Source organism: Candidatus Pseudomonas auctus, assembly GCF_048654275.1.
Lineage (GTDB): Bacteria > Pseudomonadota > Gammaproteobacteria > Pseudomonadales > Pseudomonadaceae > Aquipseudomonas > Aquipseudomonas pharyngis.
On the sequence record NZ_JBJYZK010000007.1, the window covers coordinates 226,839 to 243,459 of the forward strand.

The following is a 16,621-nucleotide window of genomic DNA, read 5'->3' on the forward strand; positions in this document are numbered from 1 at the left end:
ATCGGGGAGGCGCAAACCGCAATCGCGACCATACTGGCTGATGCTCTTGAAGCGCTTTCCTACCTTATAAAAAGAAGAGACCGACTCATGAAGTACGAACGTTTTGCCAAATCACTGATTGCGACCTCATTGGCGCTCAGCTGCCTCATGGCCCATGCGGCTTCGGTTGCCCCGGTGGCCGCCGAAAACGGCATGGTGGTCACCGCCCAGCACCTGGCCACTCACGTGGGTGTCGACGTGCTGAAAAGTGGTGGCAACGCGGTGGATGCGGCGGTCGCCGTGGGTTATGCACTGGCAGTGGTTTACCCGGCGGCGGGCAACCTCGGTGGCGGTGGTTTCATGACCATTCAACTGGCGGACGGACGCAAGACCTTCCTCGACTTCCGGGAAAAAGCCCCGCTGGCCGCGACGGCCAACATGTACCTCGACAAGGACGGCAACGTCATCCCTGATCTGAGCACCCGTGGCCACCTCGCGGTCGGCGTTCCGGGCACCGTGTCCGGCATGGAGCTGGCGCTGAGCAAGTACGGCACCAAACCGCGCAAGGAAATGATCGCTCCCGCCATCAAACTGGCCGAAGACGGGTTTGAACTGGAACAGGGCGACGTCGAGCTTTTGGAGTACGCCACGGACGTGTTCAAGAAAGACATCAAGGATTCCGGCGCGATCTTTCTGAGCAACGGCGAGCCGATGCAGGTCGGGCAGAAACTGGTGCAGAAGGACCTGGGCAAAACCCTGCGCACCATTTCCGAAAAAGGCGCCGACGGCTTCTACAAAGGCTGGGTGGCTGACGCCATCGTCACCTCCAGTCAGGCCAACAAGGGCATCATCACCCAGGCCGACCTCGACAAATACAAGACCCGTGAACTGGCCCCGGTGGAGTGCGACTATCGCGGTTATCACGTTGTCTCGGCTCCGCCGCCAAGCTCCGGTGGCGTCGTGATCTGCCAGATCATGAACATCCTCGAAGGCTATCCGATGAAGGATCTGGGCTTTCATTCGGCCCAGGGCATGCACTATCAGATCGAGGCGATGCGCCACGCATACGTGGATCGCAACAGTTATCTGGGCGACCCGGATTTCGTGAAGAACCCGATAGAGCACCTGCTGGACAAGAACTACGCGACCAAACTGCGCAACGCGATCCAGCCGCAGAAGGCCGGTGTTTCGGCGGAACTCAAACCCGGTGTCGCGCCCCATGAAGGCAGCAACACCACGCACTATTCGATCGTCGACAAATGGGGCAACGCGGTCTCGGTCACCTACACCCTCAACGACTGGTTCGGCGCAGGCGTGATGGCGAGCAAGACCGGGGTGATCCTCAACGATGAAATGGACGACTTCACTTCCAAGGTCGGCGTACCGAACATGTACGGCCTGGTGCAGGGTGAGGCCAACGCCATTGCTCCGGGCAAGGCGCCGCTGTCCTCGATGAGCCCGACTATCGTCACCAAGGACGGCAAAGTGGTGATGGTGGTCGGTACGCCGGGCGGCAGTCGCATCATTACCGCGACGTTGCTGACCATGCTCAACGTCATCGACTACGGCATGGGCCTGCAGGAAGCGGTCGATGCGCCACGTTTCCACCAGCAGTGGATGCCGGAGGAAACCAACCTCGAAGACTTCGCCGCCAGCCCCGACACGAAGAAGATTCTCGAGAGCTGGGGCCACAAGTTCGCGGGTCCGCAGGACGCCAACCACATCGCTGCGATTCTGGTCGGCGCACCGTCGCTGGGTGGCAAACCGGTCGGCAAGAACCGCTTCTACGGCGCCAACGATCCACGGCGCAACACCGGGTTGTCATTGGGTTACTGAGCGGAGTAAAAAGGGGGCGGGCACAGGTCCGCCCCTATCCAAGGACCGATCAAGGAAGGCTCACCATGACCACCGCATTGCTGATCATCGATGTCCAGCGCGCCCTGTGCGCGGGCGAATACGAGTGCCACGACGCCAAACGGGTAATCGACACCATCAACGACCTCTCCGCCCGCGCGCGCCAGTCGGGTGTGCCGGTGGTGCTGATCCAGCACAACGAAAAGGACAGCCCGTTCGCCCACGGTGCCGAAGGCTGGCAATTGGCTGAAGGCCTGAGCACTGCACCTGGCGATCTGCGCGTCGACAAGACTGCCAACGACTCGTTCTACCAGACCAATCTGCAGAAACTGATCCCCCGGGAAGACTTCGACCGCCTGGTGATCTGCGGCATGCAAACCGATTACTGCGTCAACGCCACCGTGCGTCAGGCCCACCAGTTGGGCTACGACGTGGAGCTGGCGGCCGACGCCCATACGACGGTCGACAACGGCAACATGAGCGCCGAAGACGTCATCGCCGAACACAACAAGGACTGGGCGCACCTGACCGGTTCAGTGGCGCGGATCGATGTGAAGCCGGCGGCCGGGATCACATTCTGATGCTTGCTTGCACAAGAGCGCGGTTGCTCGCGAGCAACCAGTGAAAAAACCAGAGCATCGATAGCCCGGGCCCGGCATACTGCCGCCGCCTCAGGAATGGAATCTGTCGATGCTCGCTTTCAATCTCCGTCACGCCTTGCTGCTGACGTGTCTCGTATTTGCTACCACGTCCCACGCTGCCAGTTTTGACTGCGCCGGCGCTTCCAGCCCCGTTGAAAAAGCCGTTTGTGCGGATCCGTATACCTCGAGTCTCGATGAGAAACTCGGGGCGCTCTGGCGGACAACGTTGGCGCAGGTGGCTGACCCGCAAGCGCTCAAGGCTGATCAGCGTTCATGGTTGAAACAGCGCAATCAATGCGCTGCCAATAGCTCCTGCCTGCGCCGTGAATATTTGATGCGTCTGAAAGCGCTTGAATACGTGGCCAAGCCTTTCAGCTGGGATGCCACCTGGCAGATGATTCCGTGGGGCGTTTCATCGGCGGCAGAAGTCATAACCAAGCGTGTGGACGCCACGCATATTGCCTTTGATGTTTCTGCGTCAAATGGTGGCAACTCTGGTGACATGGACGGTGTGGCCACAATTGACGGTGCCGTAGCGCATTTCGCTGAAGGCAACTGCACCCTGAAATTCAGCGCCCTCAACGGTTTGCTGGATGTTGATTCCGATGGCGGTGAGGGGGCTTGTGGTGGCGGGATGGGCGTTTACTACGATGGAAGGTATGTGGCATCTGACCAACCGATCGCGATTGAATACGACTTGCTGAGCCTTGGCGTCGTGCGTACGCAGCAAGAAGATCAGGCATTACGCACGTTGCTCAAAAATGACTATCAGACGCTGCTGCAAAATAGCGGCTCAATGGCAGCCGGCGAGACCTCTGGTGATGTGCCGGAGGGTGAGGTCAATGAGTTCTGGCTGCGAGGTCTGGCTTCCAGCAACGCGGCGATTCTGATGAGCGCGCCGGGCGGCCGAGTTTGGCTGGTGTTATTGGTTTTCGATGAGCAACGCAAAGTCAGGGCGCGGTATTACACCAACGTTCCCAAATGGAAAAAGCGGGTGCCTGATGTGCTGTTGGCATGGCGTGAACGCTTGTCGGGGGATGCGACACTGCCTCTGGACCTGATGCCCTGAATCTCCCGTTCAGGTCGCAAACATCAACCTGCGAACATCACTCACCGGCTCGGACACCGCACCGCTCAACACCAGCCGCGTAATCGTCTGCGCCGCCACCGCATAATCCTCATCCTGCGGCACCTCCCGCCCTGTGATGCGCCCCATCTGCCAGCCAATGTTGGTGTAGGTGCGCGTCGCCGACCAGATGAACAACATCAAATGCTCGGGATCGACCGGCGCCAGCAGACCGCGGTCGATCCAGCTGCGCAGACACTCGACATTGCGCCGGGCTTCGCCGCGCAACAGGTCGCGGCATTCATCGGGCAACTGGCGGCCGCCAAGCAGCAACTCACCGCTGAACACTTTGGCGATCGCCGGGTGCTCGCGGGCGATGCGGATGCGGGCGGCGACGTAGGCGCGCAGGCCGATCAGCGGATCGTCGCTTTCGCGCAGCACCGCCGAAGCTTCCAGCAACGGTTCGACGAAGCCGAGCAGCACTTTGCCGTAGAGGTTTTCTTTGCTCTGGAAGTAGTAATAGAGATTGGCCTTGGGCACACCGGCGCGGGCGGCGATGTCGCGGGTCTGGGTCGCGTCGAAGCCGTTTGCGGCGAATTCTTCACTGGCGGCGGCCAGGATCAGTTGCTGGTTGCGTGCGCGGATGCTGCTCATGGACGGCATGGAGGGTCTGGCCATTTCGGGTTCGCAATATACAAAACTATATAGCGATTAAGCCAGCGAACTCGCTCCTCAGCGCTATGCTGGTTTCAATTTCAGTGACATCAGGAAAATCACAATGACCCTTCAGGCACTGCGCGCCACGACGATTCACCTTGACGCAGTGGCGAAGCTGTTTGACGCCTATCGCGGCTTTTACGGCCAGCCATCGAATCTCGAGCAATCACGGACCTTCATCGCCGAGCGTATGGTCGGCAATGAATCGGCGATTTTTCTGGTTGAGGATGAAGACGGTGAGGCGCTGGGATTTGTGCAGCTGTACCCGACGTTTTCCTCGATTGATGCCCATCGCACCTGGCTGCTCAGCGACCTGTTCACCACGCCGGCCGCCCGTGGCTGTGGAGTGGGGCGGCTATTAATGAACACCGCCCGCGACTTCGCCGTCGAAACCGGTGCCAAGGGACTGGTGCTGGAAACCGCCACCGATAATTTCAGCGCCCAGGGTTTGTACGAATCACTCGGTTGGGTGCGCGATATGAGCTATTACACGTACACCCTCGATTTGCGCCAAAGCTGAGCCGGCGCACTCTTTTTCAGGGTTTTCCCGAATCAGGTCTTTCCCCGAACGTAGACGATCACTAGAATCCGCCCCCGGCGCTCCGCAATGGAGGCTCTTTGATATCACTTTTAGGGAAGACATCATGCAATTCGGGAAAATCCTGGCGCTGGGTCTGGTGCTCGCGCTGGGCGGCTGTGCCAGTTTCACCCAGGACGAAGTGGCTCCGGTCACGCTGCCATCGATGGCCAGCTATGCCAACAAGCCAAACGTCTATGTCGATTTCGACTTTTACCAGGGCGAGCCGAAAAGCGCTTCCGCCGTGGAAATGCCACAAGCTCGGGACATGCTCAAACCGCAATTGCAAACCGTCCTGAAGGATTCCGGTTTGTTCGGTCGTGTGACCTTCGACCAGTTCGAGAAGCAGCCAGGTGACTACAGCCTGCGCCTGAAAATGTACAACCATCCGCCGAATGGCGGTCAGCTGGTGCTGGCGTTCATCAGTGGTCTGAGCATGACGATCATTCCAGCCTATGCCACCGACCAGTACACCATGAGCCTGGAAACCCTCGATCAGCAAGGCCAGCCGTTGTCTACCGCCAGCAACCATGACGCGGTCGGCACCTGGATGGGCATCTGGTTCCTCCCGCTGGCGTTCAATACGCCGAAAGCGGCGGTGACCGATACATTCACTCGGCAGGTCAATGCGCTGCTCAAGGAATGGGCCGACAGCAACCGTCCGAAGTATTCGGGCATCTGACTCACTCCAGCGAGTGGGCAAAAAAAGAGCCGCAATCGCGGCTCTTTTTTTTGCCCTTACTTCAGGGCCTGAATGAACTGTGGATCGCTGTACAGATTTTTCAGCAAGTCCTGCAGCATCGGGTTGTAGGCGTTAGTCGCGTTGGGAATCGCGATAAAGCCGAAAAAGCTGCTGCTCCATTGATGACTGACGTCTTTGGTGGCGTCGTACACCACATCGTTGCCGTTGCGCAGAGTGAAGCGCGCGGCGATGGTGCCATCACCGGTACCCATGCCGGCGTTCAATTGGTTCTTTACAACCAGCACTTGCAGATGACGGGGCGACTGCGGATCGAGCAGACCGGCCTTGCGCAGTTCTTCGGTGATCGCGTCCTGGATATGCGCCGGGATGCTGCCGGTCGGCGACTTGATCGGGTTGGCGCGGACCATCAACGAGCCTTCGCCCGATTCAGCGGTGACCTGTGGATTGCTGATCGCGTGCAGCGGCGGGGTCTGCTTGAGCTTCTGAACATTGTCGAAGCTTGGCTCGTAACGGGCCATGGTCATGCCACAGCCTTGCAGGAGCAGAGCAAACAACGGGATCAACAACAGCGATTTTTTCACGGCAGTTCCTTGCGCGTAGAAGAGGGGGGCGAATTATGGGCAGAGTGCCATCATTGAGCAACTCTGAATGCCATCCCTCATTCACGTTGCCGCAACAAGCCCTCGATCTGCGCCAGTTCCCAGGTACTCAACAGACTGACCGGATCGGTGCCAAAGCGCTGCCGGGTGTCGAGCGTCCATTCGCGACCGTTCGGGCACAGACAATCAGCGCAGTGATGCAGACGCTGGCCGTCGAAGTCCAGCTGCAAGCGCCAGCCTTCAATGTCGACCGCAACCCGATCCGATCGCGCGTCCATCACTCGCAAACCACACACGCCCAGCGCGGCATCGCGCAAGCGCTGGCACACTTCGCGGCTGGTCAATTCGCTCGGCATTCGGGGCTCCACTGGCAAAAACTGCGCGCCAGCATAGAGCGCGCGCCGGCGGTTGTCAGCGATAACTGGCCCACGCCGGTGCATTTGCGTAACATCCGCAACCCTCTTTTTCCTCGGCGCTCTTTTGCGCCAATGCATGCGGCCGCGCCCGTCGGCCACTCTGTCAGGTAAGCCATGAAACCGATTCGTCTGCGCGCCGATGTCCTGGCCGGACTCACCACCTCGTTTGCCCTGTTGCCCGAATGCATTGCATTTGCGCTGGTGGCTCACCTCAATCCGCTGATGGGCCTGTACGGCGCCTTCATCATTTGCACGCTGACCGCGCTGTTCGGTGGCCGGCCGGGCATGGTCTCCGGGGCGGCGGGTTCGATGGCGGTGGTGATCGTCGCGTTGGTGGTGCAGCACGGCGTGCAGTACCTGTTGGCGACGGTGTTGCTCGGCGGCTTGATCATGATGGCGTTCGGGCTGTTGCGGCTGGGCAAACTGGTGCGCATGGTGCCGCACCCGGTGATGCTGGGGTTCGTCAACGGCCTGGCGATCATCATCGCGCTGGCGCAACTGGAGCATTTCAAGAGCGGTGAACAGTGGCTCAGCGGCACGCCGTTGTACCTGATGACCGGGCTGGTGCTGCTGACCATGGCCATCGTCTACATCCTGCCGCGCCTGACCCGCGCGGTGCCGCCGGCGCTGGTGGCGATCCTCGGCGTAGGCTTGCTGGTTTATCTGCTTGGCCTGCCGACCCGCACCCTCGGCGACATGGCGCACATCGCCGGCGGCCTGCCGAAATTTGCGCTGCCGGACATCCCGTGGAATCTCGACACACTGCGCATCATCGCGCCCTACGCGATTCTGATGGCGCTGGTCGGTTTGCTGGAAACCCTGCTGACCCTCAACCTCACCGACGAAATCACCGAAACCCGTGGCTACCCGGATCGCGAATGCGTGGCGCTGGGGGCGGCAAACGTGGTCTCCGGTGCATTCGGCGGTATGGGCGGTTGCGCGATGATCGGCCAGACCGTGATCAACCTCAGTTCCGGCGGGCGCGGGCGTTTGTCCGGCGTGGTGGCGGGTGTGTTGATTCTGCTGTTCATTCTGTTTCTGTCGCCGCTGATCGAGCGGATTCCGCTGGCGGCGCTGGTGGGCGTGATGTTCGTGGTGTCGCAGCAGACGTTTGCCTGGGCTTCGTTGCGGGTGCTGAACAAAGTGCCGCTCAACGATGTACTGGTGATCATCGCGGTAACCACCATCACCGTGTTCACCGATCTGGCCACGGCGGTGCTGTGCGGGATTATCATCGCCGCGCTGAATTTTGCCTGGCAACAAGCGCGCGAGCTGTACGCCGATGAGCATCTGGAAGCTGACGGCAGCAAACTCTATCGCCTGCACGGCACGCTGTTTTTTGCCTCGACCACGCCGTTCCTCAATCAATTCGACCCGGCCAGCGATCCGCAACGGGTGACGCTGGATTGCCGGCACCTGAGCTTTGTCGATTACTCGGCCATCGCTGCGCTGAAAACCCTGCGCGAACGCTACGCCAAGGCGGGCAAGCAGTTGCAGGTGTTTCACCTGTCCGAGCGCTGCAAGAAATTGCTGAAACGCGCCGGGGTCGATCACGACTGAACAATTGTGGGAGCCAGCAGGCTGGCTCCCACAGGTTTTGTGTTTGATCAGGCATCGATAGCAGGGAAGTCGATGTCGGTCAGCGCCGCGTTGTTCAGGTAGTTAGTGAGGGTTTGCACAGCGACGAGGGCGATCACTTCGATGATCTTCTTGTCGTCGATGCCGGCAGCGCGGGCGGCGGCGATCTGCTCATCGCTCAATTGGCCACGGGTTTCGGTCAGTTGTTGGGCGAGGGTGGCGAAGGCATTGAGCCGGCCATGACGCGCTTCGATGATTTCTTCTGCTGCCAGCCCGGCCTTGCTGGCGAAAAGGGTGTGCGCTGCCAGGCAATAGTCGCAACCGTTGACCTGCGAGGTGGCCAGGTACACCGCCTCTTTTTCCTTGGCACTCAGGGATGTCTTGCCCAGGGTTGCCGAGATTTGCACGTAGGCATCCAGCGCGACAGGTGCGACGGCCAGGGTCTTGAACAGGTTGGGCAGGAAGCCGATTTTTTTCTGCACGCCTTCAAGCACTGGGCGAGTGGCGTCGGTGGCGGTTTCGAGGCTGAGAGGGGCGATGCGGCTCATGGTGATTCTCCGAAAGTCCGGTGCGAAGTGCGCCGGGGATGGATGTCATGTTATTGAGCGCGGCTGGTGCTTTGGGTGCAAATCGTCGAGGATATGCGACAGATCGTCCAAACCTGTCTTTGCGAGAATCAGTCATGGATCGCCTTTCTACGTTGCTCAGCCATTTCGGCGTCAATGCCGGTACGTTTCACAGCGGCACGTTCTGCGGGGTGAGCGCCTACGGCGGCGATCAGGTGTGCGGGCATGTGCACCTGTTGCAGGCGGGGGAGTTGTTGCTCAAGCCGGGCAATGATCCTGAAGTCTCGCTCAATGAACCGACCCTGATCTTTTTCCCTCGCCCCATGGCCCATCGCTTGTTCGCCAACGAAGCCATGGGCACGCAACTGGTGTGTGCTTCGCTGACCTTCGACGGCGGCGCTGGCAATGCTTTGGCAGCAGCGCTGCCGGATTATCTGGTGCTGAAACTCGCCGACCTTCCGGAAATGGCCAACACCCTGGAGTGGCTGTTCAAGGAAGCTTTCGACGGCCACTGCGGGCGCGAAGCGGTGATGGATCGGTTGTTCGAGTTGCTGGTAATCCTGTTGCTGCGCCACCTCATCAGCAGTCGCAACCAGCAGCCCGGCATGATGGCGGGGCTGGCCGATCCGAAGATTTCCCGAGCCTTGAACCTGATGCACGACCAGCCGGCCAAGGCCTGGAGCGTCGCCGAACTGGCGAGCGCCGCTAACCTGTCCCGCGCCGGTTTCGCCGACCACTTCCGGCGGGTGGTGGGGCACACGCCGGTGGATTATCTGGTGAACTGGCGGGTCAGCCTCGCGCAGAAACGCCTGCGCGAGGGACGACCGATCGCCCTGATTGCCGAAGAAGTCGGTTATGAAAGTCCTTCGGCGCTAGCCCGGGCGTTTCGACGCAAGACCGGGCTCAGCCCGCGGGAATGGAAGGCTGGCGCGAGTTGAAGACTATCTGGCGAATTTCTTCGCCCCGGCCACGCACAGGATCACCCCCAGCGTAACCTCCAGCATGCCCACGCTGACATGCTCATGGAGCAAGGTCGCGGCCAGTGCCAGGCCAAAAAACGGTTGTAGCAATTGCAGCTGTCCGACCGCCGCAATCCCGCCCTGAGCCAGCCCGCGATACCAGAACACGAAACCGATCAGCATGCTGAACAGCGAAACGTAAGCCAGACACACCCACGCCGACACGCTGATACCGCTGAACGAGGCGGGCGCAAGCCATACGCTCAGCACGGCCATCACCGGCAACGACAACACCAGCGCCCAGCAAATCACCTGCCAGCCGCCGAGGGTGCGCGACAGTTTTGCGCCTTCGGCATAACCGAGGCCGCAGGCGAGAATCGCCGCCAGCATCAGCAGATCCCCGGTGGGCGAAGCGGTCAGGCCTTGCGAAATCGCAAAGCCGACCACCAGCGAACTGCCCAGCACCGAAAAAATCCAGAACACCGGACGCGGCCGTTCGCCACCGCGCAACACACCAAAAATCGCCGTCGCCAGCGGCAGCAATCCTACAAACACAATCGAATGCGCCGACGTCACGTATTGCAGCGCCAGGGCCGTCAACAGCGGGAAACCCACGACCACGCCCAGCGCCACGATCAACAACGACAACCACTGATCCCGCGCCGGACGTCGTTCGCGAAACAGCCACAACAGGCACAACGCCAGGGCGCCGGCGATGGTCGCGCGGATGACGGTGAGAAACACCGGGTCGAACTCCAGCACCGCCAACCGCGTGGCGGGCAGCGAGCCGCTGAAAATCACGACGCCGATGAGGCCATTGATCCAGCCGCTGGTTTTTTCCAGGGCCGGGGTGCCGAGGTGGGTGGTTCGTTCCATGGGTGTGGCGCTCGGAGGTGGGTTGCGTTGGATCGATCCTAGGGCTGAGAATCAGCACAATCAAAAAATTGTCATGGATACAAGCCGACATGCCGCGCTCCCGCTACAAGACCCTCGTCGACACCTATGCCGCCGACATCCGCGCTGGCCGCCTGTTGCCCGGCACGCGTTTGCCGACTCACCGGCAATTGGCAGCCAGCGAAGGGCTGGCGCTGGTCACGGCCTCGCGCGTATACGCCGAGCTCGAGGCCATGGGCCTGGTCAGCGGCGAAGCCGGGCGCGGCACGTTCGTGCGGGAAACGTCGTTGTTGCCGGGGCAGGGCATCGACCAGAAAGACGTCGCGGTGGGCATGATCGATCTGAACTTCAACTACCCGTCATTGCCGGGGCAGGCCGAGTTGCTGCGCACCGCGTTGCGGCAGCTGGCGTTGTCCGGCGACCTTGAAGCGCTGCTGCGCTATCAGCCCCACGCCGGTCGCCAGCATGAACGGGCCTCGGTGGCGCGGCATCTGCAAACACGCGGTTTGAGTGTCGAGGCCGAGCAGGTGCTGATCGTCAACGGCGCGCAGCAAGGGCTGGCGGTGACGCTGATGGCGCTACTCAAACCCGGCGATGTGGTTGCCGCCGACGCCTTGACCTATTCGGGATTCAAAGTGCTGGCCGAAGCGCTGCACCTTGAAGTGGTGGCGATCCCCGTCAATGAGCAGGGCCCCGATCTGGCGGCCCTCGACAAACTCTGCCGCCAACGACCGGTGCGTGCGGTGTACAGCATGCCGACCCTGCACAATCCACTGGGCTGGGTGATGCCTTTGGAGCAACGTGAGGATTTGATCGCGATTGCCCGCCGACATGATCTGACGATCATCGAAGATGCGGCCTACGCCTTTCTGGTCGATAACCCGCCACCTCCGTTGGCGGTTCTGGCACCGGAACGCACGGTCTACGTGTCGGGCCTGTCGAAAAACATCGCCACTGGCCTGCGTGTCGGCTTCATCGCCGCGCCGGTCGAGCGGGTGGCGGCGCTGGAGCGGATCATCCGCGCGACCACCTGGAACACCCCCGGCGTGATGACCGCCATCGCCTGCGGCTGGCTCGACGACGGCACCGTCACCTTGCTCGAAGCGCAAAAGCGCAGCGACGCCCAGGCCCGGCAAGTTCTGGCTGCGCAGATCCTCGAAGGCCTGCCGACTGTCGGCCATCCCTCTTCGTATTTCCTCTGGCTGCCGCTACCGGAAGATGTTCGGGCCGACCACATCGTGGTCGAGTTGATGCACGAACAGGTTTCCGTCACCACCGCAGAACCCTTCACCGTGTCCGCCCATGTGCCTCACGCGATTCGTCTGGCGTTGGGATCGGTGGACATGCTTGCCCTGCGTCAAGCCTTGCTCAAAGTCCGTCAGGTCGTGGGCGCCTATCTGTAGCGCAAGTGACCGCGCAGGATTACCCTTGGCGCCGCCGAAGACCTGGAAATCCCTGATGAAAAACGCTGCACTGACTTTCGCCCTGATCCTCAACGCTGGCCTGCTCAGCACACCCGTTCTGGCCGCTGGTGACGCCGAGGCCGGCGCCAAAATCTTCCCGCGCCTGTGCGGCGGCTGCCACCAGGTCGGCGAATCTGCCCGGCCGGGATTCGGTCCGGAACTCAACGGCATCATCGGCCGCCCGGCGGGGACGTCGGCGAATTACGTGTATTCGGACGCAATGAAAAACTCCGGCCTGACCTGGAATCGTGAAACGCTGACGGCGTATCTGAAGGATCCGAAGGGCGTGGTGCCGGGGACGCGGATGATCTTTTGGGGGCTGAGTGACGAGGAGAAGATTGATAATTTGTTGGCGTATCTGCAGACCTTTTCTCAGCAATGAAGAATCTGTGCAGGGGCTGCGCGATGCAGTTCCCGTTCACTGTGATGAACTGCCGGCAGTGATTGCCCGGTTGATGACACGGTTCTGGACCCGGTTGAAGACCAACACCTGATTCAATTGCAGGTCAGCCGAGTCCGGCCACTTCGGTGAGTGACGTCTGGCAGGCTACGCGATTACGACCCGCGGCTTTCGCCTGATACAACTGTTGATCAGCACGTTTGAGCAGTGCTGTCGGAGCATTGTCGGCCGGGTCGGCAAGGCCGACACCGATGCTGACCGTCACCGGGCCGACCGTTGGAAAGCTCGCTGCGGCAATCGCTGATCGAATCTTTTCGGCGACGATATCGGGCGTATCGGGCTTGGCGATTTCCGGCAGCAGCACCGCAAATTCTTCGCCTCCGTAACGGGCGACGAAATCCGTGCTCCGGATGCTGATCTGGATCAGCTGCGCCAATTGCTGCAGTACGTCGTCGCCGGCCGCATGGCCGTGAGTGTCGTTGATGTGCTTGAAGTGATCGGCATCAATCAGAAGCAATGCAAACGGCCGCCCGGTACGACGGAACAGCAGGCTGTATTCGGTGAGTTTTTCGTCGAAGCGGCGGCGGTTATAGACACCGGTCAAGCCATCGTGGGTGGCCAGGTTCAGCAGCTCGGCGTTGGCCAGGGTCAGGGCCGCCGTGCGTTGGGCGACGGTGGCTTCGAGCGAAGCGTTGGTCTCTTGCAGCTCACGCTCCTTGGCAAGCAGCGACTGGGTCATGGCATCGATGGACTGGCCGAGCTGGGCAATTTCCCGCACGGGATGCTGGAGAGGGAAGTGGGCCCCCGGTTGGTTGTTCTGCACTTTTTGGGCTGAGCGCGCGAGGTGCTCGATGGGCCGACTCAGGTACAGCGCCAGGTAATACGCCACGAATCCGAATGCCACGGCAGCGAAAACACCCAGCAACAGCAATTTATAAAACAGCAGTCGCGCCGGTTGCAGTGCAGTGTCCAGTGGTTGACGCACCGCAATCGACCACGACAGCGCAGTGCCCGTAGGCGTCGGCACAGTCACCTCGCTGGTCAGGTACCCGTTGCCGACGACCCAGCCTGGGGACTTCGGATCCTTGGCCGGCATTTGTTGGCCAACCAGCGCTTCCGGGTACAGCACCTTGCCGTCGTGATCGATTATCAGCGCTTCGATATCCGGCTCCGCCCCCTTGTGCGACATCGCTGCCGATTCGACGATGTGCGTGACCCAGCTCCAGTGCGCATGGGCGCCGAGCACACCGATCACCTGGCCATCGGCGTTGCGGATGGGCGCGGCGAAGTCGATGAAGCGCAGTGGCTCGCCGTTGGGCAGACCTGGCAACAGTTTCGCCAACAAAATGGCTTCGTGCGGATCGCCGGTGTATTCCCCGCGCAGACCGGCCTGAAACCATGGGCGCTGTTGCACGACCTGACCGACCAGCAAACCGTTGACTGCCTGATGCACAAGCCCCTGAGCATCGGTCACCCCCATCCACGCATACTCGGAGCGGGCTTCGGTGCGCAGCTGCATCGATTTGAGAATTGCCGGATTGTCCAGATCGCCGCGTTCCAGATGTGGCGCCCGGCTGAGCAGATAGACCTCCAGTTGCCGCTCGCGCAACTGCTCGCCCAGCAGCGTCGCCGCCGACCGCGCGGTACTCAGCAGCGCATTGCCGCTGGCGCGTTTCATTTGTTCAGTGGCGATATCACCGACGTAAAAGCCCACGCTCAATAGCGTCAGCAGAGACAAACCGGCAAACCAAAGGGTCAGGTGGCTGCGCAGACTGGCTTTGAGCATGGAGAAATGTCTGTCTTTATTGGAGTGGCGCCATGGTATGCGACATCGTGGACGGGCTGCCAGCAAGGCGTTTAATGAAAATCTGCCGAGGCTGATATCAATGAGCCACTGCGTTCGGTAGAGTGTGCGCCGCCCGAGAGACGGATCCCAGGCGTTTACCCATGGAGTCTTGCAGTGAAATACCTCAGCAAAGTAGTCGCCGCCGCACTGTTCGGTGTGGTTCTGGCAGGTTGCACCGGCACCCCGATGAACACCAGACATTACGACAGCAGCCAATACACCGTGATTGGCCACAGCGAAGCCACTGCCACCGGCCTGATGCTGTTCGGCGTGATCCCGATCCGGCAGAACAGCCGTTTCGTCCGTGCGCAAGAGGCCGCCATCCAGGCCAAGGGCGGCGATGCCATGATCAACACTCAGATTCAGGAAAACTGGTTCTGGGCATGGGTCCTGAGCGGCTACACCACCAAGGTCTCCGGTGACGTGGTCAAACTGAAAACCGTGCAATAAGCACCGGTTGGACGTGAAAAAGCCCGGCTGATCAGGCCGGGCTTTTTGTTTGTACAGCGCTAGAGCGTTTGATTCAGGCGACGCGGCGTTCTTGCAGCCGATCAGCGCCACCTTCGGCAACGCGGCGTTCTTGCAGACGATCAGCACCACCTTCGGCAACGCGGCGTTCTTGCAGACGATCAGCTCCACCTTCGGCAACGCGACGTTCTTGCAGACGATCCGAGCCACCTTCAGCAACGCGGCGTTCAATCAGACGATCAGCGCCACCTTCAGCCACACGACGTTCGATCAAACGATCCGAACCACCCTCGGCCAAGCGACTTTCAATCAACCGATCCGAACCGCCTTCGGCGATCATGGTGTGGACGGGTTTGGCTGCAAAAGCGTTGACTGCAAGAACCGAGAAAGCGATGCCGAGAAGGATTTGGCGTTTCATGATCGTGTGCTCCAGGGGTGTTGTTTGTTGGGTATGGAGCCGATGTTACGCCGCGAATTTTTTATGAGAACTTCATTGAGCTGATGGTGACTATCGACGCCAGCAATGAATGCCGTTATCGCTGCATGTGCCTGATTTCATTGGCCAGCTCGTAGGCTTGCTCACGGAGTTCGGCAAATTTTGCATTCAGTTCGCCATAGCCGCGCTTCCAGGCAAATGCACCGTTGATGCTGGTTTGTCCGAGCACGACATCATTGAAGGACCCCATCCCGCCATAGGCCGAGAGCAGCCACGTGATTCCGGAATAATCGGAGTCCAGCAATCGTGCGCGAGCTTTTCGCATCCACGCGCTCCAGTGCGCTTCTCCGTCGCTTTCCAGAACACTGATTAGCTCATTCAGTACCTTGATCAGCGTTTCGGTTTTCGGGCCCATGTTCAATGAGTGCTCCTTTTGATGAGGCGTAGATACTCAACCAGTGACGACTTCAAGACGCCGAAGAGTGAGCGTTGCGCAAAGAGCGATCAAACAAGCTGACGCTTCACGTCCAGCGCGATCGAGGCAAAGCCTTTACCTGTGCCCGGATTAGATGTCGAAGTATTTTGCATCGACGAGACGTCCTCCCAGCGATCCACGGATTCAATGTGTTCATGGGAGGCGTCCGTATCGATTTCAAATGCGATGAAACATTCGTTTTGATCCAGCAAAAGTCCGAACAGGCGAGGCATGCCGGGAAAGTCGATTTCCAGTTCCAGCACGATGGACGACGACCAGTCGATGCCTTGGTACTCTGCGTATCGGGCCAGGGCGACAGGTACACCCTGTTTGCGCCATTCACTGGCGCAAAGCATCAAACGATGCGCAACGACTGCGTTTTGCTCCTGCACGTTGAGCTGTTTTTTCTTCAGTAGTCGTTCAATGTCCATGGGAAACCTGAATTCGCAGCGTCGGGCTAAGAGCTTACCCAGCAAACGCAAAAAGCGCGCGCAAAGAAAAGCCCGGCTGATCAGGCCGGGCTTATCTTTATGCGCTGCTTACTTATGCAACGCGGCGTTCGATCAGGCGATCAGCGCCACCTTCAGCAACGCGGCGTTCGATCAGACGATCAGCGCCACCTTCAGCTACGCGACGTTCGATCACACGATCAGCGCCACCTTCAGCAACACGACGTTCGATCAGACGATCCGAACCACCTTCAGCAACGCGGCGTTCAATCAGACGATCAGCGCCACCTTCGGCAACACGACGTTCGATCAAACGATCCGAACCACCCTCAGCTAAACGACTTTCAATCAACCGATCCGAACCGCCTTCGGCGATCATGGTGTGGGCGGGTTTGGCTGCAAAAGCGTTGACTGCAAGAACCGAGAAAGCGATGCCGAGAAGGATTTGGCATTTCATGATCGTGTGCTCCAGGGGTGTTGTTTGTTTGGTATGGAGCCGATGTTACGCCGCGGATTTTTTATGAGAACTTCATTG

The 16,621-nt window shown here is 60.1% G+C and carries 20 protein-coding genes; 10 read left to right on the forward strand and 10 right to left on the reverse strand.

Features of this window, described 5'->3' with window-relative positions; genetic code table 11:
• The first annotated feature begins 87 nt into the window (after positions 1 to 87).
• From ggt to ACKUG4_RS15635, 3 genes are all read left to right on the forward strand, one after another.
• Positions 88 to 1,815, forward strand: a complete 1,728-nt coding sequence (gene ggt, locus ACKUG4_RS15625; protein WP_445434346.1) for a gamma-glutamyltransferase — start codon at positions 88 to 90, stop codon at positions 1,813 to 1,815.
• Positions 1,816 to 1,880: 65 nt separating this feature from the next.
• A complete protein-coding gene (locus ACKUG4_RS15630; protein ID WP_445434347.1) occupies positions 1,881 to 2,414 on the forward strand; it encodes a cysteine hydrolase family protein in 534 nt (177 codons plus the stop codon).
• A gap of 109 nt (positions 2,415 to 2,523) precedes the next feature.
• A complete protein-coding gene (locus tag ACKUG4_RS15635) occupies positions 2,524 to 3,543 on the forward strand; it encodes a lysozyme inhibitor LprI family protein (protein WP_445434348.1) in 1,020 nt (339 codons plus the stop codon).
• Positions 3,544 to 3,552: 9 nt separating this feature from the next.
• Here the strand turns inward: ACKUG4_RS15635 and ACKUG4_RS15640 are convergent, their stop codons facing one another.
• Positions 3,553 to 4,194, reverse strand: a complete 642-nt coding sequence (locus tag ACKUG4_RS15640) for a TetR/AcrR family transcriptional regulator (RefSeq protein ID WP_445434400.1) — start codon at positions 4,192 to 4,194, stop codon at positions 3,553 to 3,555.
• Between the two features lie 124 nt (positions 4,195 to 4,318).
• On the opposite strand from ACKUG4_RS15640, the gene ACKUG4_RS15645 reads away from it, so the two are divergent.
• A complete protein-coding gene (locus ACKUG4_RS15645) occupies positions 4,319 to 4,777 on the forward strand; it encodes a GNAT family N-acetyltransferase (RefSeq protein WP_445434349.1) in 459 nt (152 codons plus the stop codon).
• A gap of 124 nt (positions 4,778 to 4,901) precedes the next feature.
• On the forward strand, positions 4,902 to 5,516 hold the full coding sequence (locus ACKUG4_RS15650; protein WP_236177582.1) for a hypothetical protein: 615 nt from the start codon (positions 4,902 to 4,904) through the stop codon (positions 5,514 to 5,516).
• 56 nt (positions 5,517 to 5,572) lie between these two features.
• Here the strand turns inward: ACKUG4_RS15650 and ACKUG4_RS15655 are convergent, their stop codons facing one another.
• Together ACKUG4_RS15655 and ACKUG4_RS15660 are read right to left on the reverse strand one after the other, a co-directional pair.
• On the reverse strand, positions 5,573 to 6,118 hold the full coding sequence (locus ACKUG4_RS15655; protein ID WP_445434350.1) for a hypothetical protein: 546 nt from the start codon (positions 6,116 to 6,118) through the stop codon (positions 5,573 to 5,575).
• 77 nt (positions 6,119 to 6,195) lie between these two features.
• Entirely contained in the window at positions 6,196 to 6,492 is a 297-nt protein-coding gene (locus ACKUG4_RS15660; protein ID WP_445434351.1) for a DUF7693 family protein, read from the reverse strand.
• Between the two features lie 174 nt (positions 6,493 to 6,666).
• Here ACKUG4_RS15660 and ACKUG4_RS15665 point away from each other — a divergent pair, with 174 nt between their 5' ends.
• Positions 6,667 to 8,112: a SulP family inorganic anion transporter gene (locus ACKUG4_RS15665; protein WP_039767363.1), complete on the forward strand. Its 1,446-nt coding sequence runs from the start codon at positions 6,667 to 6,669 to the stop codon at positions 8,110 to 8,112.
• Between the two features lie 47 nt (positions 8,113 to 8,159).
• Here the strand turns inward: ACKUG4_RS15665 and ACKUG4_RS15670 are convergent, their stop codons facing one another.
• Positions 8,160 to 8,678: a carboxymuconolactone decarboxylase family protein gene (locus ACKUG4_RS15670; protein WP_445434352.1), complete on the reverse strand. Its 519-nt coding sequence runs from the start codon at positions 8,676 to 8,678 to the stop codon at positions 8,160 to 8,162.
• Between the two features lie 134 nt (positions 8,679 to 8,812).
• Here ACKUG4_RS15670 and ACKUG4_RS15675 point away from each other — a divergent pair, with 134 nt between their 5' ends.
• Complete coding sequence (locus ACKUG4_RS15675) at positions 8,813 to 9,634, forward strand: cupin domain-containing protein (protein ID WP_445434353.1); 822 nt, start codon at positions 8,813 to 8,815, stop codon at positions 9,632 to 9,634.
• Positions 9,635 to 9,637: 3 nt separating this feature from the next.
• Here the strand turns inward: ACKUG4_RS15675 and ACKUG4_RS15680 are convergent, their stop codons facing one another.
• Positions 9,638 to 10,531, reverse strand: coding sequence for a DMT family transporter (locus ACKUG4_RS15680; protein WP_445434354.1), 894 nt, complete (start codon positions 10,529 to 10,531; stop codon positions 9,638 to 9,640).
• A gap of 89 nt (positions 10,532 to 10,620) precedes the next feature.
• On the opposite strand from ACKUG4_RS15680, the gene ACKUG4_RS15685 reads away from it, so the two are divergent.
• Entirely contained in the window at positions 10,621 to 11,952 is a 1,332-nt protein-coding gene (locus ACKUG4_RS15685) for an aminotransferase-like domain-containing protein (RefSeq protein ID WP_445434355.1), read from the forward strand.
• Between the two features lie 55 nt (positions 11,953 to 12,007).
• Positions 12,008 to 12,394, forward strand: a complete 387-nt coding sequence (locus ACKUG4_RS15690) for a c-type cytochrome (protein ID WP_445434356.1) — start codon at positions 12,008 to 12,010, stop codon at positions 12,392 to 12,394.
• A gap of 124 nt (positions 12,395 to 12,518) precedes the next feature.
• Here the strand turns inward: ACKUG4_RS15690 and ACKUG4_RS15695 are convergent, their stop codons facing one another.
• Positions 12,519 to 14,198 carry a sensor domain-containing diguanylate cyclase gene (locus tag ACKUG4_RS15695; RefSeq protein WP_085613242.1) on the reverse strand — a complete coding sequence of 560 codons (1,680 nt, stop codon included), beginning with the start codon at positions 14,196 to 14,198 and terminating at the stop codon, positions 12,519 to 12,521.
• A 174-nt stretch (positions 14,199 to 14,372) separates the two neighbouring features.
• Between ACKUG4_RS15695 and ACKUG4_RS15700 the strand changes: the two genes are divergently transcribed.
• Positions 14,373 to 14,708 carry a hypothetical protein gene (locus ACKUG4_RS15700; protein ID WP_039767351.1) on the forward strand — a complete coding sequence of 112 codons (336 nt, stop codon included), beginning with the start codon at positions 14,373 to 14,375 and terminating at the stop codon, positions 14,706 to 14,708.
• Between the two features lie 73 nt (positions 14,709 to 14,781).
• Here ACKUG4_RS15700 and ACKUG4_RS15705 read toward each other — a convergent pair whose 3' ends face one another.
• From ACKUG4_RS15705 to ACKUG4_RS15720, 4 genes are all read right to left on the reverse strand, one after another.
• Positions 14,782 to 15,144 (reverse strand): hypothetical protein, encoded by a 363-nt coding sequence (locus ACKUG4_RS15705; protein WP_445434357.1) that lies wholly within the window; start codon positions 15,142 to 15,144, stop codon positions 14,782 to 14,784.
• Between the two features lie 115 nt (positions 15,145 to 15,259).
• Positions 15,260 to 15,577, reverse strand: coding sequence for a DUF6966 domain-containing protein (locus ACKUG4_RS15710; RefSeq protein WP_011334909.1), 318 nt, complete (start codon positions 15,575 to 15,577; stop codon positions 15,260 to 15,262).
• An 89-nt stretch (positions 15,578 to 15,666) separates the two neighbouring features.
• Positions 15,667 to 16,068, reverse strand: a complete 402-nt coding sequence (locus ACKUG4_RS15715) for a hypothetical protein (protein WP_039767347.1) — start codon at positions 16,066 to 16,068, stop codon at positions 15,667 to 15,669.
• Between the two features lie 112 nt (positions 16,069 to 16,180).
• On the reverse strand, positions 16,181 to 16,543 hold the full coding sequence (locus tag ACKUG4_RS15720) for a hypothetical protein (protein ID WP_445434358.1): 363 nt from the start codon (positions 16,541 to 16,543) through the stop codon (positions 16,181 to 16,183).
• Positions 16,544 to 16,621 lie beyond the last annotated feature (78 nt).